Consider the following 21,101-nt stretch of genomic DNA (forward strand, 5'->3'; position numbering starts at 1 on the left):
AGCTCAATTTCAAAGCTGACGAGATTTTGCAATCTCTTGTTTTGGTTGATTGCTCAACCTTGCTTCTTCACTCGTTGTTCAGTTTTCAAAGAGCAATTTCTTTCGTTCGCATCGCCGTCTTTCGAAGGCGACCTAATCAATATATCACATTCGCCTACTCGATTGCAAGTATTTTTTTTAAATTCTTTTTTTGCAATCTCGCTGTCTCAAAAGCGACAAGGAGTAATATATCAAAGATAGATTGCGAATGCAAGCTTTTTTTGAAAAATTGCTTTCCAATTGAAAAAAGCCCTATCAGCGATAAGGCTCTCACATCTATTATTTTATATTGCACCGAGTACGTCCTGAATAAACAGACTTCTTTCCGTAGCCAGGTTGACGATGGTGCCATTGATGTTCACCCATGGCCGGGTCGGATGGGCACGATCGGAAAACACGATTTCGCCCACACGATTGTCACTGAGCTTTACAAGCGTTCCGTTGCTAATTTGAGTGGACTTATTGATGAACACTTGAACAAGCGTCGGATCTACTTTGCCGAACGATTCAGTAAAAAGCTGCTCCAAAACCAAATAGGGAGACAAGGCGATTTTGTAGAAGCGATCGTTTGTCATAGCGTGAAAAATGTCTGCGATAGCGACTATTTTGGCATAGATGTGAATTTTGTCGCCTTTGACGCCTAAGGGGTAGCCTGACCCGTCTTCACGTTCGTGGTGCTGAAGTGCGCTAAGCTTTACGCCCTCGTTGATGGCCGTCATATTTTTGAGCACATTATAGCCGATCAGCGTATGCTGCTTGATTTCGTCCATTTCGGAACGGCTCAAGGCTTGTCTTTTTTCTAAAATGGAATAATCGATTTTCGCGTTGCCGATATCGTGCAAAAGTCCGGCAAGGGCGACTTGCATCAATTCTTTTTGAGGTAAGCCGTGCCATTTGGCTAATGAGTACGAGGTTAAGCTGACCATAATGCTTTTATGGTACAAGTAGTCCTGAAGGTTGGGGGTTTTGGGCGCAAAAGTCAGCACCTTATAGGCATCGATATGTTGAATCAGAGCTTCCAGCCTTGTGCGGATATCAAGAATGGGAATCGTCTGCCCCCCGCTGACAAGATGAAATACGCGCCGCAGCAAAGCTAACATATTTCGATATTCGATAAAAAAAGGATGGGCGGTTGAACTTTCAACCGGTTTACCCTCTTCCGCAACCGGCTCTGGCTCGGCGCCCGCCTGAGGCTCGATCCACACCGATTGGATAAGGAACGCTTTTAAAATCTCTATGTCTTTCTCCGTAAGCACCTTACCTTTGTAAAAAAGGGTGTTGCCCAGCTTCGTTACAACGTTATCGCCAAGTTTTTCTCCATCTTTTAATTGAGTAACGGCTACTGTCGGCACAATATTCACTCACCTTACTAAAGTTGATCTACTTGATATTGTAAAGTAAAAGGGATGGGTTTGTAAGCCCCCATCCCAATAAAATTATTGTTGAGTTTCCGACGAATCGTTGTTATCCTCTTCGTCTTCATCGTTTTGTTCCTCATTTTTTTGAACGCGGGCAAGCGTTCCGACCTCATCGTCCTCGCGAATGTTGATCAAACGGACGCCCTGCGTGTAGCGGCCCATGATTGAAATGCCGGACATACTTGTCCGGATTACGGTGCCGGACGCGGTAATGATCATGAGGTCTTCATCGTCCTGAACGACTTTGAGCCCAACCACAGGGCCGTTTTTCTCCGTTACGTTCAAGGTTTTGATTCCTTTTCCGCCGCGTGTCTGAATTCGGTATTCGGCAACAGGCGTTCGCTTGCCGAACCCTTTGGAAGTTACGATTAAGACGCTGTTATTCTCATGGACGACGTCCATATCAATAACGGCATCGTCTTCATCCAAGTGAATGCCTTTCACGCCCGTAGCGGATCTGCCCATCGAACGAACGTCCTGCTCAGGGAAGTGAATGGACATGCCGAGTTTGGTGCCCATTATGATGCCCTGATTACCGTCAGTCAATTTCACGCCAATCAAATCGTCGTCTTCGCGCAGGTTGATGGCGATTAGGCCGCCTTTGCGAATATTGGAGTAATCGTTTATCGGCGTTTTCTTCACAATACCTTGCTTGGTTGCAAAGAAGATGTATTGATCCGTCTCAAAGCCTTCAACCGGGATTACGGCGTTGATCGTTTCGCCTTGCTCGATTTGAATCAAGTTGATGATCGGCGTTCCCCGCGCAGTTCTGCTGAGATCCGGGATCTCGTATGCTTTTAAACGATACACTTTGCCTTTGTCCGTGAAGAACATGAGGTAATGGTGTGTATTTGTCGCGAACAAATGTTCGACAAAATCATCGTCTTTGGTATCCATGCCGACGACTCCGCGGCCCCCGCGCTTCTGGCTGCGGTAGGTAGATACAGGCAGACGCTTGATGTAGCCGGTATGCGTAATCGTAATGACGACATCTTCGCGAGGGATGAGGTCTTCATCTTCGATGCTTTCCTCGCCGATTGTAATTTCGGAACGACGATCGTCCGCATATTTATCTTTGATTTCATTCAATTCTTCGCTAATGATTGCAAGAATAAGCTGCTCATCTGCAAGAATAGCTTTGTATTCGGCAATCTTCTGCATGAGCTCCGCGTACTCCGCTTCGATCTTATCGCGTTCCAAGCCGGTTAAGCGCTGCAAGCGCATATCAAGAATGGCTTGAGCCTGCTCGTAGCTCAGATTGAATGTGTTGATCAAGCCCTCTCTTGCTTCATCCGGCGTCTGCGACGAGCGAATCAATGCGATAACCTGATCCAGATGGTCAAGCGCAATCCGCAAACCTTCGAGAATGTGAGCACGCGCTTCCGCTTTTCGTAAATCATACTCGGTTCTGCGGCGAATCACTTCCTGCTGATGCTTGAGGTAGTAGTGAAGCATTTCGCGCAAATTCAGAACGCGAGGCTGACCGTCCACCAGCGCCAGCATAATGATGCCGAAGTTGGACTGCAGCGCCGTCTGCTTAAACAAATTGTTAAGCACGACGTTCGGATTTACATCGCGCCGGAGCTCGATGACGATCCGCATCCCGTTGCGGTCGGATTCGTCGCGCAGGTCGGTAATGCCGTCGATTTTTTTCTCACGGACGAGCTCAGCGATTTTTTCAATCAACCTGGCTTTGTTCACCTGATACGGCAGTTCGTTCACGATAATTCTGGCTTTGTTGTTGTTCTCCTCGATCAGCGTTTTGGCGCGCATAGTCACAGAGCCGCGGCCTGTGGAGTACGCCTGTCTGATGCCTTCGCGGCCAAGAATATATCCGCCCGTAGGGAAGTCCGGCCCCTTGATAACCGACATCAGCTCAAGCGGGCTGGCGCTTGGATTGTCGATCAGCATCTGAATGCCTTCGATGACTTCGCCCAAATTGTGCGGAGGAATGTTCGTAGCCATACCGACGGCGATACCCGAGCTTCCGTTGACGAGCAAATTCGGAAAGCGGGCAGGCAGAACCGCAGGCTCGCTCTCCTCGCCGTCATAGTTAGGCACAAAGTCGATCGTCTCTTTGTTGATGTCGCGGAGCAGTTCCATCGCGATTTTGGATAGACGCGCCTCCGTATAACGCATCGCTGCGGCAAAGTCTCCGTCAATGGAACCGAAGTTGCCATGGCCGTCTACCAGCATGTAGCGAAGGGAGAAGTCCTGGGCCATCCGCACCATCGTCTCGTACACGGCCGAATCCCCGTGAGGATGATATTTACCGATGACTTCGCCGACGATTCTGGCCGATTTTTTATAAGGCTTGTCGGGGGACATCCCCAGCTCGGACATTGCAAACAGGATACGGCGATGAACCGGCTTCAAACCGTCCCTGACGTCCGGCAGCGCGCGGCTGACAATAATGCTCATCGCATAATCCAGGAAAGATGTGCGCATTTCCGTACCGATATCGATTTCTTTGACTTGCGAATGTAATTCTTCGCTCATGAATGTTCCTCCTGAAAGCTTACATCATATGCAACGCCTAAGACGTCGAAATTAGAAATCCAAGTTTTTCACGTATTTCGCATGCTCTTCGATAAAATCTCTTCGAGGTTCTACATTGTCACCCATCAGCGCATCGAAAATCGCATCCGCCTCAATCGCGTCGTCGATCGTCACCTGCAACAGCGTACGGATTTCCGGGTCCATAGTCGTTTCCCACAGCTGCTCCGGATTCATTTCGCCCAAACCTTTGTAACGCTGTACGTTCACTTTTGCGCCTTCGCCAAATTCCTGCATAATGATTTCACGCTGCTTGTCGTTGTAGGCATACCGCACCGTCTTATTGCGTTCCAGCTTGTAAAGCGGCGGTTGGGCAATGTAAACATAACCGTATTCGATCAGTTTTTTCATGTATCTGTAGAAGAAGGTAAGGAGCAGTGTCCGAATGTGAGCGCCGTCGACATCGGCATCGGTCATAATAATGATTTTGTGGTAACGGGCTTTCGTAATTTCAAAATCTTCGCTGATGCCCGTTCCGAAGGCCGTAATCATCGCGCGAATTTCCGTATTGGACAAAATGCGGTCCAACCGCGCTTTTTCCACGTTCAAAATTTTACCGCGCAGCGGAAGAATAGCCTGGAAGTGGCGGTCCCGCCCTTGCTTAGCCGAACCTCCCGCGGAGTCACCTTCTACGATGTAAATTTCACTGATGGAAGCATCCTTGGATGAGCAGTCGGCGAGTTTACCCGGGAGCGAACTGACTTCCAGGGCGCTTTTACGGCGTGTAAGCTCTCTGGCTTTACGCGCGGCTTCCCGGGCTCTGGCCGCCTGGATGCCTTTTTCCACAATTTTTTTGGCGACGGCAGGGTTCTCATCCATAAATTCCTGCAATTTCTCGGCAAACAAAGACTCGACAATACCGCGAACCTCGCTGTTTCCGAGCTTGGTCTTCGTCTGTCCTTCGAATTGCGGCTCCGGAATTTTCACGGAGATGATCGCTGCCAAACCTTCGCGCACATCGTCGCCGGAAAGATTGGAATCGCTCTCTTTGATGGAGTTGCTCTTGCGCGCATACTCATTCAAAATCCGGGTTAACGCGCTTTTAAAGCCGGATTCGTGAGTTCCGCCTTCGTGCGTGTTGATATTATTCGCAAACGAGTAAATATTCTCCGTATAGCTGTCGTTATACTGCAGCGCGATCTCGATCGAAATATTATCCTTCGCCCCTTCGACATAGATCGGCGTCTGGTTGACGGCCTCGCGGTTGCGGTTCAAATACTCGACAAAGGAGATAATGCCGCCCTCGTACATGAAAGTGTTGGTTGTGTCCGTACGCTCATCCAGAAGGTTGATTTCGATCCCTTTGTTCAAAAATGCAAGCTCGCGAATTCTCGATTGGAGAATGTCGTAATCGTATTCGGTCGTTTCCTTGAAAATTTCCGGGTCCGGCTGAAACGTAACCGTAGTTCCGGTTTCTTCCGTTTCGCCGACGATTTTAACATCGTATTGCGGCGTGCCGCGGCGGTACTCCTGCTGGTGAATTTTACCTTTAAGCTTAACCTGGACGATCAGTGATTCGGACAGCGCATTGACGACAGAGATACCTACTCCGTGCAGACCGCCTGACACTTTATATCCCGAATCCTCCCCGCCGAATTTACCGCCGGCGTGAAGAACGGTGAGCACGACTTCAAGCGTCGGTCTTTTCAGCTTGGCATTCTCGCCGACCGGAATTCCCCGCCCGTTATCGATAACGGTGATGCTGTTGTTTTTGTGAACGATGACGTCGATCTTCGTACAAAATCCGGCCAAAGCCTCGTCGATACTGTTATCGACAACCTCCCACACGAGATGATGAAGACCGCGGGAGCTGGTTGACCCGATATACATACCAGGCCGTTTGCGAACCGCCTCTAAGCCTTCCAGTACCTGAATCTGATTTTCATCATACGTATTTTGATTCACAGACATGTTATGCTTCACCTGCTTTTTTATAGTCAAAACCGGTTAGTTCGTTAACAACTGATGAGCTCGTTTCTTAAGAGTGGTGGATGAAATGGGAGAATAATAAACTTTGTTCTTCGTAACGACGAGCGATTTGCATTCTTCCTCGCCGATGTGCTCTATGTGTTTATTTTTGCTCGCCTGCTGAATAAACTGCTTCGATATTTTGGAAGACTTCTCGATTGAGATGTCAAAAATAGCTATCAGTTCGGAAGCTCTAATAATCTTCTCGCCACCCAGATGAATAAACAAACTTATCAGCTCCTGCCGCTTACATTTCCTTTCAAAACATGGAACACGGAAGCATGGTCCAGCTTATCCATATGAACGCTATCCAGACCTGTCGTCGTAATAAAGGTTTGCACTTTTTGTTGAAACGTCCGGATCAATTGGGTTTGCCTGTATTCATCCAGCTCGGAGAGCACATCGTCGAGCAGCAGCAGCGGATATTCGCCTACTTCCTCGTGAATGAGCTCAATCTCAGCCAGTTTAAGCGATAGCGCCGTCGTCCGCTGCTGCCCCTGGGAACCGTATGTCTGCGCTTCTTTGCCGTTGATGAAGAAAAGAAGATCGTCGCGATGAGGACCGACAAGGGTTACGCCTCTGCGGAATTCCTGTTCTTTGACCTGTGTTAACTTTATCATAAATTGTTCTAATAAAACAGTTTCATCTTCAAACTCGTGCATTTCGAACGATGGGGAATAGCGAATTCGCAGCTCCTCATTGTTGTCGGTAATTCCCCTGTGAATCGTTTCCGCCCATTGCTGCAGCTTCTTAATAAAGTTTTGACGCTTTTTCATAATTTTAACACCATACTGCGCTAATTGTTCGTTCCAGACGTCCAGCATGGCATCGGGGGCGCCTTTGGAAGGGCCTGTTTGCTTTAAATAATTGTTGCGCTGCAGCAGTATTTTTTGATATTGCGACAAATCGTACAAATAGGAGGGCTGAACCTGGCCGATCTCCATATCCAAAAAGCGCCTTCTGACGCCGGGCGTCCCCTTGACGATTTCCAGATCTTCCGGGGCGAACATGACGACATTCAGGGCTCCGATAAAATTGCTCAACTTTTTTTGTTCGAGCCCGTTGATCCTCGCTTTTTTACCTTTGCCCGAAATCGCGAGATCCAGCGTGCAATTCCCGTAGCGCTTGGTGATCTCGGCGTGCAAATGGGTATGATCCTGATTCCAGCCGATCAGTTCTTTGTCCTGATGGGTGCGGTGCGATTTGGTCATCGCAAGGACATAGATCGATTCAAGCAGATTCGTTTTACCCTGTGCGTTGGGGCCGACAAAGATATTGACGTTGCTGTCGGTCGTCAGTTCGACCTGTTCGTAATTCCGGTAGTGACTCACATGCAGCTTGGTTAAAAACATGGCACATCCTCCTGGGTGCTCGGCGCTGTCAGGAGCCTACCACTTCAAATTGTCCGAAGCCCTCTACAAACACCGTATCATGCGGTACCAGCTTGCGTCCTCTGCGGTTTTCAGCCTGCCCGTTCACTTCGATTTTCGTCTCCTGCACAAAAAATTTGGCTTGTCCACCTGTGGATATGCAGTCGGCCAGCTTTAAAAATTGCCCGAGCGTGATGTACTCGGTGCGAATCCCGATTTGTTTCATCCTGCATCTCCTTTAGTTGGTAGTACGGTAAGGCAGAATCAGTTGAAGAATATTCGATCCGTCTTCCGGCTTGATGATAATTGGCTGCATAGCGCCGGTAAATCCGATGTGGATAAACTCCGAGTCGAGTACTTTCAGCGCGTCCAGCATGTATTTGGAGTTAAACGAGATGCGCAGCAGCTCTCCGGTAATCCGCTGCAAATTAATTTGCTCGGTAACTTTGCCCAGCTCGGAGGAAGTCGATGAAATTTCGATCGTTTCGTCCTCGCGCATGATCATTTTCACAATATTCGATTTGTCTTCTCTGGAAAGCAGGTAGGCGCGGTCGATCGCTTCCGCAAGCCCTTTGGTCGGAACGACCATTTCCGTTTGAAAAGACTGGGGAATGAGCTTGGAAGTATCAGGGTAAGTACCGTCCAAAATACGGGAATAAAAAAGAATCGAATGAATTTTGAATAAAACCTGATTGTCCGAAATAACAATATCGATAAGAGAGTTTTGATCAGGCAAAATTTTGCTTAATTCAACCAACGTTCTTCCGGAAATAACAATATTTTGAAGGTTTTGCGCCGTTTCATTGTCGATCGTTACTTCTCTGCTGGCCAATCGATGGCGGTCGCAGGCAATAAACTTCAGCTTGTCGCCGGTAATGCTCCACAATACGCCTGTAAGAATCGGCGTCGACTCGTTGGTGGATACGGCAAAAGAAGTTTGCTTGATCATCGTTTTCAACAGATCGCTTGGCAGGCGGATCATTTTGTTTTCTTCGATTTGCGGCAGCAGCGGATACTCTTCAGGATCCAGTCCCATTATCTGAATTTCGGAAGAGCCGGAGCGGATTGTCGTTTGGAAATGGTGGCCGACTTCGATTTCTATAATTTGCGAAGGCAGCTTGCGAATAATTTCCACGAAAAATTTGGCCGGCAGCACAACGCTCCCCGATCGGAAAAGCTCGATAATTTTCATCGTGCCGTTTTCGGTAGGGGTAAAGCTTTGGATCGAAATGTCGGTATCGCTTGCGGTTAAGGTGACTCCGCTTGCATTGGCATCTATTTTGATTCCCGTAAGGATCGGAATGGTCGTTCTGCTTGAAATCGCCTTGGAAACGTGACCAATGGATTCGATCAATTGATCTTTGAGTATCGTTAATTTCATAAGTTCACTCCTGCGGTTCTTTTTTTCGATGCGAAGCATATTTATACATAATAACATTTTTTAAATATTTTTAGTAATAGCAGTAGGGCGCCTGAGTATGTGGATATGTGGATCAATCGTTCAAAAATCAAGCCTATCCACATGTGAATAGATTGTGCATAGGCTTAAGGCTATTGTTTATGATTTCGGAAAACTTGTTAGGAAGACGGATTTTTAATCTTCTCGGTCAAATTGTGAATGATTTTATATAATTCCTGATCGGCTTTCAGCGATTCGGTTATTTTCTCGTGCGCGTGGATGACTGTCGTATGGTCGCGGCCGCCGAAATTTTCGCCGATTTTCGGCAAAGAGAAGTCCGTCAGCTCCCTGGCCAAGTACATGGCGACCTGCCGCGGGAAGGCAACGGCCTTGGTCCGCTTCCGCGCTTTGAAATCCTCCAGCTTTAATCCGTAAAATTCGCCGACCCGCTGCTGAATGTCCTGAATCGTGATGACCTTAGGCCGGCTGGACGGAATAATATCCTTCAACGCTTCGGCCGCCAAATGAACGCTGATATCCTGATTGATCAAAGACGAATAGGCAACTACCCGAATCAATGCGCCTTCAAGCTCGCGAATGTTCGTATCGATCTGGTTGGCTATGTAATTCATGGCCTCGTTGGGAATTTCGAGATTTTCGGCTTTCGCTTTTTTGCGCAAAATAGCGATCCGCGTCTCCAGATCCGGCGGCTGAATGTCGGTGATCAGCCCCCATTCGAAGCGCGAGCGCAGCCGGTCCTCCAGCGTAGGAATTTCCTTGGGCGGACGGTCGCTGGAAATAATAATTTGTTTGCCTTCTTCGTGAAGGGCGTTGAATGTATGGAAAAATTCCTCCTGCGTTCCTTCTTTGCCGGCGAGGAATTGAATATCGTCAATGAGCAGCACGTCGATAGATCTGTATTTATTGCGGAAATCTTCCCCGCGGTTGTGAAGAATGACCGTATTGATGAATTCGTTCGTGAACTTCTCTGATGAAATATAAAGCACGCGCGCCTTCGGATTGTGCTCCAATACATAGTGGCCGATCGCATGCATCAAATGCGTCTTGCCAAGTCCGACTCCCCCGTATAAAAAGAGGGGATTGTAAGCTTTGGCCGGCGCTTCGGCTACAGCGAGCGACGCCGCATGGGCGAAACGGTTCCCGGATCCGATGACGAACGTATCGAACGTATATCTGGCGTTCATCATATTCGTAAAAGTTTCTTCCTGCGAAGTGATCGCCGGGCCCTTGGGAGGTATGACAGTGGCGGCCGCTGCGGGCTGCGCTTTTTGCTCGTCGGTTTCGATGACGAACTTGACTTCAACGCGTTTGCCGGTGAAATCGTAGATGGTCCCCTCAATCAGCTTGGTGTAGCGGCTTTCCAGCCACTCTCTGGCAAAATTGTTGGGCGCGCAAACAACAACCGAAGCGTCATTGAACACGGTTGCTTTGGTTGATTTCAGCCAAGTGTCGAAACTTGGTTTACTCAGTTTTGTTTGTATAATAGACAAAACTTGCTGCCATAAATCGTTAGTATGGCCTTCCACAGTAATTCACTCCTTCTAAATTCAAACGTGGCATAAGGCCAGCAAGAGGAAATGGTGTCAGAAAAGGATAGGATTTGTCGTTTTATCCACAGTATTAAGAATCGGTTAAAATGACTTATTCTTTAAGAGGGAAAATTGTTCACAATTTTATCCACAGGTTGTTGATAAATCGGAGGGTAACTGGAGTATATCCACAACAGAAACATAACTATCTTATCAAAAGATGACCTGTTAATCAACGGATTGTTTGATATTATCCACAATTTCAAGAAGTTGTGCATAGCTTTTGTTCACAACACAAGATATTGTTGATACCTTGTTAATTTTCGACAAGCTTTGCTTTTTCCGCCCGGCAAATTATGCACAGGTTGTACTTTGGCGAAAAATTTTCGGAAACGGGAAGTCCTGCGGGAGCCCGCTGTGCCAGTTGACTTTTCCCGCTGAAAATGGTTTAATGGTTAGAGAAATTTTGTAGGATGGGATATCCTCATCAAGGAGGTGCTATAGATGGGTCCAACGTTTAACCCTAATACGAGAAAGCGCAAGAAAAACCATGGCTTCCGTAAAAGAATGAGCACGAAGAACGGCCGTAAAGTGCTGAGCGCTCGTCGTCTAAAAGGAAGAAAAGTTCTTAGCGCGTAAAGAGAGGCTCCGAAAGGGGCTTTTTTTTATGCTTGCAAAAAACGAACTGTTTTAATTTGCTTTTTTTCGTTAAGGCTATATGAATAGTGATTTGCAGATGCATAAACTTGGATGCTACCTGTCTGGAGTGTACTTATTTGTGGAAAAAAAATATAGATTGGCCAAAAGAGAAGACTTCGGCAAAGTGTACCGCTACGGGAAGTCGATGGCTAACCATCAGTTTGTTCTATATTATTTGGCGCAGCCGAAGCTGGAGGAGTTTCGCCTTGGCGTATCGGTCAGCAAAAAAGTGGGCAATGCGGTCGTCCGCAACCGTTTGCGCAGAATGATCAAGGAAATCGTAAGATTGAGAAAAGAGAGCATGGTGCCTCATTACGACTATGTTTTGATTGCCCGGAAGCCTGCGGCGGAGATGGATTATCACGAGATGGAGAAGAGTATCGCGCACGTAATCCGCAAAGCTTTTTCCAATAAAAGAAATGAGCCTGTAAAAAAGTAGTGTTTTATTTCCTTGCGGATGAAAGTTGTGGTATAGTTTAACTTGGAAAAGATATATAGGAGGATCTCATTTTGACTCGTCGAATCTATTTGCTTGCCGCAATGGCAGCTATGCTCGTTTTGCTTGCCGGTTGCGCGCCACATACTGCTGCTACAGCACCGATCGATCCTGCTACAGCCGGATTCTTTACCAAGTATTTCGTATATCCTTTATCTGAAACGCTTGACTGGTTCGCCGATCATTTATGGGGTCAATACGGTCTGTCCATCCTGGTTGTAACGATTATTATCCGACTTATTATTTTGCCGTTGACGCTTAAGCAATATAAAAGCTCCAAGCGGATGCAAGATTTGCAGCCTGAGATGAAAAAGCTGAAGGAAAAGTACAAGGACGACGCGAAAAAGCAGCAGGAAGAAACCATGAAGCTGTTCCAGCAAAATGGCGTGAATCCTTTGGCCGGATGCTTCCCGATCATTGTGCAAATGCCGATTCTGATAGCGCTGTATCAAGCGATTATGAGAAATGACCATATCCGTGAACATACCTTTTTATGGCTGAATTTGGGTTCGCCGGATCATCTGTATATACTTCCGTTAATTGCCGCGGCAACTACGTTCGTGCAGCAAAAATTTATGTCCTCGCAAATGAACCAGCAGATGAAAAGCTTGCTGTTTATTTTCCCGGTCATGATTTTCGTCATGTCGATGAACTTTGCGGCTGCGCTGCCGCTTTACTGGATATACGGCAACATCTTCACGATTGTTCAGTCTTACTTTATTTACGGTTCTCCTGGATCTCAAAAAAATAAGGGTGGCCTGTCCAAATGAAAAAAATCGTGGTGACTGGAAAAACCATCGAAGATGCGGTGAAAGCCGGACTCCGACAATGGAATGTATCTGAAGATCGTGTGAATATTCATGTTTTGGAGCAGCCCTCAAAAGGGCTGTTCGGTTTCATTGGTTCGAAAGAAGGTAAAGTCGAGCTGGAATTGATCCCGGATGCGCTTGAAGAAGCGACCCTTTTTTTACAGGATATTTTCAAGACGATGCAAATTTCCATCACCATAGATCAGCAAAAAGATCGAGAAGGCACCATCTTGAATATGAGCGGACCTGAATTAGGTATATTGATCGGTAAAAGAGGGCAAACTTTGGACGCACTGCAATATTTGATTAATATTGTGGCGAATCGCTATTCGACTTCGCACATTCGGATTGTTCTGGATGCGGAAAATTTCCGCGAGAGACGGAAGAAGACGCTGGAAGATCTGGCGGTCAGACTGGCTGGCCGCGTGTTGAAATCGAAGAAAGAAGTCATACTGGAGCCGATGAATGCGCAGGAACGCAAAATTATTCATTCCGAACTTCAAGATCATCCGTCCGTGAAAACTTACAGTAAAGGCGAAGAACCGAACCGAAGAGTGGTTATCGCCCTAAAATAACGATCATTGCAATGACTTGGTTCATGTCATTGCTTTTTCTTTAATTAAGAGGAATTCTTCCGAGGTGTATGATGATGTTGAAAGATACGATTGCCGCTATTTCTACTCCGCTTGGGGAAGGCGGTATTTCGGTGATTCGCGTAAGCGGCGAAGATGCTGTCCCGTTCGTGGAAAAGGTCTTTCGTTCGAAGACGAAATTGTCGGAAGCGCAAACCCATACGGTTCATTACGGTCATATCGTAGAGCCGGGCACAGCGGAGAAATTGGAGGAAGTTCTCGTTACGCTTATGAGAGCTCCCAGGTCGTTTACGATGGAAGATGTGGTCGAGGTTAACTGTCATGGCGGAATTGTCGCCGTGAAAAAAGTGCTCGACTTGCTGCTGCAGCAAGGAATACGGCTTGCCGAGCCGGGAGAGTTCACGAAGCGCGCTTTTCTGAACGGTCGTATAGATTTAACGCAGGCGGAAGCAGTGATCGATTTGATTCGCGCCAAGTCGGACCGGGCGTTCAAAGTTGCTTTGAAGCAAGTGGAAGGCAATTTGTCCAAGCAAATTAAGCTGCTGCGGCACCAGCTTGTTGAACTGATGGCGCATGTAGAAGTAAACATCGACTATCCGGAGCATGACGTCGAGGAAATGACGAATGCTTTTATCAAAACTAAATGTACGCTGGTCATGAGCGAGATTGAGAAGCTGCTTCATACCGCACAGCAGGGCAAAATTCTGCGTGAGGGTATTGAAACAGCTATTGTCGGTAGGCCGAATGTTGGAAAATCGTCGCTGCTTAACGAGCTGGCTCAGGAGAACCGGGCGATCGTTACGGACATTCCGGGTACGACGAGAGATGTGATCGAGGAATTTGTGAATGTGGGCGGTATTCCGCTGAAGCTTCTGGATACGGCGGGGATCCGCGAAACTACCGATATTGTGGAGCAAATCGGGGTGGAGCGTTCCAAGACCGCGCTCGCAGAGGCGGATCTTATTTTGCTGGTGCTGAACAGCAGCGAAGATTTGCAGGTGGATGAGCTGGCGCTTATGAAACAACTGGCGGAAAAACAGACGATTGTCATTTTGAATAAAATCGATCTGCCGAGAAAGATTGACTTGGATCAGGTTTATGCCTATTTCCCGGCAGAACGAGTGGTGGAGCTTTCGCTGTTCGAGAACCGGGGAATCGAAGACTTGGAAAAAGCGATTGCCGCCATTTTCTTTGAAGGGAAGCTGGAAGCAGGCGATTTGACATATGTCAGCAACATTCGGCATATTGCGCTGTTGAAACAGGCGAAAAGTTCCTTGCAGGATGCGCTTGACGCTAACGAGCAGTACGTGCCGATCGATATGATTCAAATCGATATTCGCGCGTCTTGGGAACAGTTAGGCGAAATTATCGGCGATTCGGTCGGGGAATCTTTGATCGATCAGATTTTTACGCAGTTTTGTTTGGGAAAATAATAAAATCAGGCTATTTTCATAATTCGTTTTCACAAAAGAGGGAGGGACATAACCCCATGGGATATCATGCTGGTGATTATGAAGTTATTGTGATCGGAGCCGGACACGCCGGCTGCGAAGCCGCGCTTGCTTCCGCTCGAATGGGCTGCAATACGCTGCTGCTTACGATTAATTTGGATATGGTTGCTTTTATGCCCTGCAACCCATCTATTGGTGGTCCTGCAAAGGGCCACGTCGTTCGGGAGATTGATGCGCTCGGCGGAGAAATGGGCAGAAACATCGATAAAACCTACATTCAAATGAGAATGTTGAATACGGGCAAAGGACCGGCTGTTCATGCGCTCCGCGCTCAAGCCGATAAGTTTTTGTACCAGCATAAGATGAAAGAAACGATCGAGGCGACGGACAACTTGACGCTGCGTCAAGGTATGGCCGAAGAACTTATCGTTGAAGACGGCGTGTGCAAAGGGGTTATTACAAAAACCGGCGCGGAATATTACGCCAAGGCGGTAGTTCTTACAACCGGAACTTATCTGCGGGGGAAAGTGATCATTGGGGAGTTGATGTATGAGAGCGGCCCTAACAACCAGCAGCCTTCTGTAAAGCTGTCCGAATCGCTGCGCAAGCTAGGCTTTGACTTGGTGCGCTTCAAAACGGGAACTCCGCCGCGCGTTCATAAAGATTCCATCGATTTTGATAAAACCGAAATTCAGCCGGGCGACGCGGAGCCGAAATTTTTCTCCTATGAAACGAAGGAGGGTGCAGGCGAGCAGATTCCTTGCTGGTTGACGTACACTTCAGAAGACACACATAAGATCATTAACGATAACCTTCACCGCGCGCCAATGTTCTCCGGTGCGATCGAAGGAACCGGCCCGCGCTATTGCCCTTCGATTGAGGATAAAATAGTTCGCTTTAGCGATAAGCCGAAGCATCAAATTTTCTTGGAGCCGGAAGGCAGAAATACATCTGAGTATTATGTGCAAGGCCTTTCTACCAGCATGCCGGAGGATGTTCAGCTTGGCATTCTGCGTTCGATCCCCGGGCTTGAGAAAGTCGAAATGATGAGAACGGGCTACGCGATCGAGTATGATGCGGTAGTTCCTACACAGCTGAAGCCGTCTTTGGAAACGAAGCTTGTGAGCGGTTTGTTTACGGCAGGTCAAATTAACGGGACTTCCGGATATGAAGAGGCGGCGGGCCAGGGAATCATGGCTGGCATTAACGCAGCGCGTAAAGTGCAGGAGAAGGATGCCGTTATTCTCGACCGTTCGGAAGGTTACATCGGCGTATTGATCGATGATTTGGTGACGAAAGGAACAAGCGAGCCTTACCGGCTGCTGACTTCCCGGGCCGAATACCGTCTACTGCTTCGTCATGACAATGCTGACTTGCGTCTGACTCCAATCGGCCATGAGATCGGGCTGATCTCGGACGAACGCTACACAGCCTTTTTGCATAAAAAAGACTTAGTGGAGCAAGAAATCGGGCGTTTGAAAACGTCGAAGGTAAGGCCTGAACCGCATGTTCAAGCGATTTTGGAAAGCCTGAACAGCGTAGTTTTGAACAATGCGGTTGATGTGCTTTCATTGCTTCGCCGGCCGGAAGTGGAGTATCGTCACATTGAGCAGATGTCGCCGTCGCCGCTGGAGCTATCGGATGAAATGAAGGAGCAAGTGGAAATCCAGGTGAAATACGCAGGCTACATCGAGAAGCAGTTGGCCCAAGTAGATCGTCTGCGCAAAATGGAGAAGAAGAAAATCCCGGACGACATCGAATACAGTGAAATTCATGGCATCGCTACGGAAGCGAAGCAAAAGCTGGCGAAAATCCGCCCGGTATCGATTGGTCAGGCATCGCGTATTTCCGGAGTTACACCTGCGGATATTTCCATTCTGCTTGTTTATTTGGAACACTATAACAAAGTCGTTGCTGCAAGAGGATAATCGATGGACGCTATTCAACAAAACTTTATTCGATTTTTAGAAGAACATAACGTTGCTTTGACTTCCGCGCAGTTGGATCAGTTTGAGCTGTACTACAAAACGCTTGTCGAGTGGAATGAAAAGATGAACTTAACTGCAATTACGGAGAGAGAACAAGTATATATGAAACATTTTTATGATTCTCTCTCTCTTTCTTTTTATTTTCCTGTTGGACAAGTTTCCACGATTGCCGATATTGGCTCGGGGGCCGGGTTTCCGAGTATTCCTTTGAAAATAGCTTTTCCGCATCTGCAAGTTACTATCGTAGACTCACTGAATAAGCGGATTACTTTTTTACGGGAACTCGTTACGCTATTAGGACTTGAGCATGCGGAGTGCGTTCACGGCAGGGCGGAGGATGTTGCCAGACTTGCTCCTTATCGCGATCATTTTGATCTTGTGACGGCTCGTGCGGTTGCCAGATTGAGCGTACTGAATGAGTTTTGTCTTCCTTTTGTGAAAAAAGGCGGATCTTTTATAGCAATGAAAGGTTCCGATGTGGAAGAGGAATTTTCCGAAGCGAAATATAGTTTGTCAGAGTTAAAAGGCAAGCTAATCAAGGTTGATCGAATGGAGCTTCCGATAGAGCAATCTGTCCGCCATTTCGTGCAAATCGAGAAAATAGGCGCAACGCCAGCCAAATATCCCCGAAAAGCGGGAGTACCTTTGAAAAGTCCGCTCGTTAAGGGTTAGTATGATGTTCCACGTGAAACATTATTGAAACGTTCATAATTTGATTGGCAGGAACTTCATCATTTGTGGAGAATTAGTAAGTACATGAGATTTCTCGTCAACCTACGTCAGTTTAGCACTACTGCTGCTGGCAGTCATATTACGGGGAAGAGTTGGTGGTAAGTTTTCCTATGAAAGAACAAATATCAAAACTATTTGGCCTTGCGGATCGAACGAATACAGATGAGGTAAAGAATATACCTGTCAATAACATCACGCCTAGCCCGTACCAGCCGAGGACGGTTTTTGATGATGATCGTATAGACGAACTATGTCAAACAATCCGCACGCACGGTGTGATTCAGCCTATTGTTGTCAGGGTAAAAAATAATACGTTCGAACTGATCGCCGGTGAACGGCGCCTCCGTGCTGTGAAAAAGCTGGGTATGGATACAATCCCGGCAATCGTTCGGGATTTCAATGATTCCCAGGCAGCTTCAATTGCTTTAATTGAAAACCTTCAAAGGGAAGGTCTTACCGCCATTGAGGAAGCTGCTGCTTACCAGCAATTAATAGAAATGCATGACTTGACACAAGAGAGTCTCGCACAGCGTCTTGGTAAAAGCCAGTCCACGATTGCAAACAAAATTCGGCTGCTCCATTTAAGCGAACCTGTAAAAGCAGCTTTAATGGAACGGAAAATATCCGAACGTCATGCACGCGCTCTGCTGTCTCTTGATCAGGAAGAAATGCAGGTCAAAGTTCTTGAGGAAATTATTGCTAAAGAGCTGAATGTAAAGCAGACCGAAGCAAAAATTAACTTTCTGAAAGAAGCTGCGAAACTGAAAAAGTCTCGGCGGGTATCTTTTACGAAAGATGTACGGCTGGCCTTAAATACAATTCGTCAATCCGTAGAAATGGTAACGAGTTCCGGCCTCAACATTAATACATCTGAAAAAGATCATGAAGACCATTACGAAATTATAATTAAAATTCCTAAACGATAACGGGAAATTGTGGTGCTTAACTAAACGGCGCAAGCCGTTTTTTTTGTTTCTTTTAAAAGATTTTGCCCTATGACTGCGCAGAGTTGGCGTTGCTTTTGCCGAATCTGTTATAATTAATTTTACCCGTTAAATTTTGCTTCATATTGATAAGGTATAAGTTCGGAAGATATGGTAAGATAGAAGTATTCTGTATTTGGCATCTGGAACATAAGCGATAGAGGTGAACAGGTTTTGTCTAAAATAATTGCAATAACGAACCAGAAGGGCGGGGTCGGCAAAACTACGACTTCCGTGAACCTGGGAGCCTCTCTGGCCTCATTGGGCAAGAGAGTGCTGTTGGTTGATATTGATCCGCAGGGAAATACAACAAGTGGAATTGGCATCAATAAAGCGGATGTCGTTAATTGTATATACGATGTGCTTATCAATGATGTTCATCCCAAAGACGCGACGGCTGATACGAATATTGAAAATCTCAAAATCATTCCGGCAACGATCCAGCTTGCGGGTGCTGAAATTGAGCTTGTTCCTACGATCTCCAGAGAAGTAAGGCTTAAGAAGTCTCTCCAACTTGTTAAGCATATGTATGACTACATTCTTATTGATTGTCCTCCTTCGCTAGGTTTGTTAACGATCAACTCTTTAACAGCCGCGGATTCAGTCATTATCCCAATTCAATGTGAATATTATGCGCTTGAGGGTCTTAGCCAGCTTTTGAATACGGTTCGTTTGGTCCAAAAGCATCTGAATACCGGTTTGCAAATAGAGGGTGTTCTATTAACTATGTTTGACGCAAGAACGAATCTTGGCATTCAAGTTATTGAGGAAGTAAAGAAGTATTTTCAACAAAAAGTGTACCAAACTATTATTCCAAGAAATGTTCGTTTAAGTGAGGCGCCGAGTCACGGGCAATCGATTATCACTTATGATCCTCGTTCCAAAGGAGCGGAAGTATATTTGGAGCTAGCGAAGGAAGTGATCTCTGTATGAGCAAAGGCTTAGGTAAGGGATTAGGTAAAGGTTTGGATGCATTACTGCCATCATTGCATATCGATGACAACGATAAGGTCATTCAAATTCCTCTCTCCCAACTTCGAGCGAATCCATATCAACCCAGAAAAAATTTCAATGAAGATGGCATAAAGGAATTAGCGGACTCTATTAAAGAACACGGTGTTATTCAACCGATTATCGTTCGTAAGGTTTTAAAAGGTTTTGAGATTATAGCCGGTGAGAGGCGTTATAGAGCTTCACAGATGTGCGGGCTGCCGACCATCCCGGCGGTAGAACGAACTTTTTCCGACCAGCAGGTCATGGAAATTGCGTTGATTGAAAATGTCCAGCGTGAGGATTTGAACGCTTTGGAGATCGCCACTGCGTATCAAGGCATCATTGATCAATTCAATCTTACTCAAGAAGAGCTCTCTGCTAAGGTAGGCAAAAGCCGGTCTCATATTGCAAACTTTTTGCGGCTGCTTCAACTGCCGGAATCAGTCAAACAATATGTTTCACGTGGAACATTATCGATGGGGCATGCAAGAGCGATTGTAGGCGTCAAAGATGATAAGGTAAAAAAAGAACTGGCGGAAACGACAATCAACAAACAGTGGAGCGTTCGTGATTTAGAAGAAGCAATCAAAATGCTCGAAGAACAAGCAGGTCAAGAAAAAGAAAAGAACAAGCAGAAGGTCAAACAAAGAGACCCATACATTCATCAGGCGGAAGATCAGCTTCGCGATTTGTATCGGACAACGGTGAAAATCAAGCATCAACAAGACAAAGGAAAAATCGAGCTTCTGTATTATTCGAAAGATGATCTGAATCGTCTTTTGGAACTGCTTCAAGGCAAAATCTCTTAAAATTAGATAGCATGCCGATGGTTTTCTTTCAAGCAGAAAGAACAAACTAAAGGTATGCTATTATTTGTGAGGTGATTGAAAGATGAAGGAAGTCATCTATTTTGATCAAGCAGCTTCTTCGTGGCCCAAGCCGCCGGCCGTATTAGAAGCGATGACGACATGTATGCACGAGTTCGCGGCAAATCCCGGAAGAGGCAGTCATCGAATGGCTGTGCAGGCAAGCAGAGTTTTGTTTGAAACGCGGAGGAATTTGGCGAAGTTGTTCGGCATCAAAAATCCGAATGATATCTCATTTGCCTTGAATACGACTCATGCATTGAATCAGGCGATTAATGGTTTTGTACGCGCAGGGGATCATGTAATCTGCACCAGCATCGAACATAATTCCGTTAGAAGACCGCTTGAACATTTGAAGGAAAAGCTCGGAATTGAACTTACATATTTAAAAAACGATGAAGCAGGGGATTTGCGGCTGGAGTATTTGGAGAATGCGTTCCAATCAAACACTTCGCTTGTAGTAGTCAATCATAGCTCAAATCTGCTCGGCTCGATTATGCCTATTGCAGAGATCGGAGAGATGTGCCGGAAGAGAGGAGTCAGGACGCTCGTAGACGCCGCTCAGAGCGCCGGAGTGCTCCCTATTCATGTGGAGAATATGAGAATCGACATGTTGGCTTTTCCGGGCCATAAAGGGCTTCTGGGGCCCCAGGGAACAGGGGGGTTATACATCCATCCCGAATTGGATATTGAGCCTCTCATGTATGGGGGGACAGGCAGTCAATCGGAATCCATCTCCCAGCCAACGGTTAGACCCGACCGCTATGAAGCAGGTACGCAAAATACGGTCGGAATTGCGGGGCTGAATGAAGGCGTCAAATTTGTACTCTCGGAAACGGTAGAAAAGATACACGAAAAAGAGTGGCGGCAGACTCAGAAATTGATGGAGGGGCTGATGGGAATTAAAGGAGTAACGATTCTGGGACCTGCAATGGGGCAAAATAAAACAGGAATCGTATCCTTTAATGTTCAAGGGGCGGACTCCTCCGAAGTTGCTTTTATACTGGATCAATCATTTCAAATTGCGGTTCGGGCAGGTTATCATTGTTCGCCGTTAGCGCATGAAGCAGCAGGAACATTAGCAACAGGAGCAGTACGGGCGAGTATCGGGTATTTTACAAAGGACGAGGAAGTGGAAGCACTTATCGACGCTGTAAAAGAGATCGGCTCGCAGTACGCATAAGCAGAAAG

The 21,101-nt window shown here is 46.7% G+C and carries 19 protein-coding genes; 11 read left to right on the top strand and 8 right to left on the bottom strand.

The window, feature by feature from the left end:
• Positions 1 to 323 precede the first annotated feature (323 nt).
• The 8 genes from AC6RNO_RS03470 to dnaA all read right to left on the bottom strand — a co-directional run bounded on the left by AC6RNO_RS03470 (position 324) and on the right by dnaA (position 10,297).
• Positions 324 to 1,391, bottom strand: a complete 1,068-nt coding sequence (locus AC6RNO_RS03470) for an HD-GYP domain-containing protein (protein ID WP_474682280.1) — start codon at positions 1,389 to 1,391, stop codon at positions 324 to 326.
• An 84-nt stretch (positions 1,392 to 1,475) separates the two neighbouring features.
• Positions 1,476 to 3,956 (bottom strand): DNA gyrase subunit A, encoded by a 2,481-nt coding sequence (gyrA, locus tag AC6RNO_RS03475; protein ID WP_488435157.1) that lies wholly within the window; start codon positions 3,954 to 3,956, stop codon positions 1,476 to 1,478.
• A gap of 51 nt (positions 3,957 to 4,007) precedes the next feature.
• Positions 4,008 to 5,924, bottom strand: a complete 1,917-nt coding sequence (gyrB, locus tag AC6RNO_RS03480) for a DNA topoisomerase (ATP-hydrolyzing) subunit B (RefSeq protein WP_497104651.1) — start codon at positions 5,922 to 5,924, stop codon at positions 4,008 to 4,010.
• A gap of 36 nt (positions 5,925 to 5,960) precedes the next feature.
• Positions 5,961 to 6,209: an extracellular matrix regulator RemB gene (gene remB / locus AC6RNO_RS03485; protein WP_474682283.1), complete on the bottom strand. Its 249-nt coding sequence runs from the start codon at positions 6,207 to 6,209 to the stop codon at positions 5,961 to 5,963.
• Between the two features lie 5 nt (positions 6,210 to 6,214).
• Positions 6,215 to 7,333, bottom strand: a complete 1,119-nt coding sequence (gene recF, locus AC6RNO_RS03490) for a DNA replication/repair protein RecF (RefSeq protein WP_474682284.1) — start codon at positions 7,331 to 7,333, stop codon at positions 6,215 to 6,217.
• Between the two features lie 28 nt (positions 7,334 to 7,361).
• Positions 7,362 to 7,577: a S4 domain-containing protein YaaA gene (gene yaaA, locus AC6RNO_RS03495; RefSeq protein WP_497104652.1), complete on the bottom strand. Its 216-nt coding sequence runs from the start codon at positions 7,575 to 7,577 to the stop codon at positions 7,362 to 7,364.
• A 12-nt stretch (positions 7,578 to 7,589) separates the two neighbouring features.
• Complete coding sequence (gene dnaN / locus AC6RNO_RS03500; protein WP_488435153.1) at positions 7,590 to 8,732, bottom strand: DNA polymerase III subunit beta; 1,143 nt, start codon at positions 8,730 to 8,732, stop codon at positions 7,590 to 7,592.
• A 197-nt stretch (positions 8,733 to 8,929) separates the two neighbouring features.
• Positions 8,930 to 10,297 (bottom strand): chromosomal replication initiator protein DnaA, encoded by a 1,368-nt coding sequence (gene dnaA / locus AC6RNO_RS03505; protein WP_474682287.1) that lies wholly within the window; start codon positions 10,295 to 10,297, stop codon positions 8,930 to 8,932.
• Positions 10,298 to 10,804: 507 nt separating this feature from the next.
• On the opposite strand from dnaA, the gene rpmH reads away from it, so the two are divergent.
• The 11 genes from rpmH to AC6RNO_RS03560 all read left to right on the top strand — a co-directional run bounded on the left by rpmH (position 10,805) and on the right by AC6RNO_RS03560 (position 21,093).
• Entirely contained in the window at positions 10,805 to 10,939 is a 135-nt protein-coding gene (gene rpmH, locus AC6RNO_RS03510) for a 50S ribosomal protein L34 (RefSeq protein WP_163947939.1), read from the top strand.
• A gap of 139 nt (positions 10,940 to 11,078) precedes the next feature.
• Positions 11,079 to 11,438 carry a ribonuclease P protein component gene (rnpA, locus tag AC6RNO_RS03515; RefSeq protein WP_474682288.1) on the top strand — a complete coding sequence of 120 codons (360 nt, stop codon included), beginning with the start codon at positions 11,079 to 11,081 and terminating at the stop codon, positions 11,436 to 11,438.
• A gap of 71 nt (positions 11,439 to 11,509) precedes the next feature.
• The gene (yidC, locus tag AC6RNO_RS03520; protein WP_474682289.1) at positions 11,510 to 12,265 is read left to right on the top strand and encodes a membrane protein insertase YidC; all 756 of its coding nucleotides are present in this window, start codon (positions 11,510 to 11,512) and stop codon (positions 12,263 to 12,265) included.
• Positions 12,262 to 12,879 (top strand): RNA-binding cell elongation regulator Jag/EloR, encoded by a 618-nt coding sequence (gene jag, locus AC6RNO_RS03525; RefSeq protein WP_474682290.1) that lies wholly within the window; start codon positions 12,262 to 12,264, stop codon positions 12,877 to 12,879. Before yidC ends, jag begins: the two co-directional genes overlap by 4 nt.
• Positions 12,880 to 12,953: 74 nt before the next feature.
• Positions 12,954 to 14,330 (top strand): tRNA uridine-5-carboxymethylaminomethyl(34) synthesis GTPase MnmE, encoded by a 1,377-nt coding sequence (gene mnmE, locus AC6RNO_RS03530; RefSeq protein WP_474682547.1) that lies wholly within the window; start codon positions 12,954 to 12,956, stop codon positions 14,328 to 14,330.
• A gap of 56 nt (positions 14,331 to 14,386) precedes the next feature.
• A complete protein-coding gene (mnmG, locus tag AC6RNO_RS03535) occupies positions 14,387 to 16,276 on the top strand; it encodes a tRNA uridine-5-carboxymethylaminomethyl(34) synthesis enzyme MnmG (RefSeq protein WP_488435152.1) in 1,890 nt (629 codons plus the stop codon).
• A gap of 3 nt (positions 16,277 to 16,279) precedes the next feature.
• Positions 16,280 to 17,008 carry a 16S rRNA (guanine(527)-N(7))-methyltransferase RsmG gene (gene rsmG / locus AC6RNO_RS03540; RefSeq protein WP_488435151.1) on the top strand — a complete coding sequence of 243 codons (729 nt, stop codon included), beginning with the start codon at positions 16,280 to 16,282 and terminating at the stop codon, positions 17,006 to 17,008.
• A gap of 170 nt (positions 17,009 to 17,178) precedes the next feature.
• Positions 17,179 to 17,994 (top strand): nucleoid occlusion protein, encoded by an 816-nt coding sequence (gene noc, locus AC6RNO_RS03545; protein WP_474682293.1) that lies wholly within the window; start codon positions 17,179 to 17,181, stop codon positions 17,992 to 17,994.
• A 231-nt stretch (positions 17,995 to 18,225) separates the two neighbouring features.
• Positions 18,226 to 18,984, top strand: a complete 759-nt coding sequence (locus AC6RNO_RS03550) for a ParA family protein (RefSeq protein WP_474682294.1) — start codon at positions 18,226 to 18,228, stop codon at positions 18,982 to 18,984.
• Positions 18,981 to 19,853, top strand: a complete 873-nt coding sequence (locus AC6RNO_RS03555; protein ID WP_474682295.1) for a ParB/RepB/Spo0J family partition protein — start codon at positions 18,981 to 18,983, stop codon at positions 19,851 to 19,853. The genes AC6RNO_RS03550 and AC6RNO_RS03555 overlap by 4 nt, the downstream gene beginning before the upstream one ends.
• Before the next feature lie 82 nt (positions 19,854 to 19,935).
• On the top strand, positions 19,936 to 21,093 hold the full coding sequence (locus AC6RNO_RS03560; protein ID WP_497104653.1) for an aminotransferase class V-fold PLP-dependent enzyme: 1,158 nt from the start codon (positions 19,936 to 19,938) through the stop codon (positions 21,091 to 21,093).
• Positions 21,094 to 21,101: the final 8 nt, after the last annotated feature.

Source organism: Paenibacillus sp. sgz302190 (assembly GCF_059820445.1).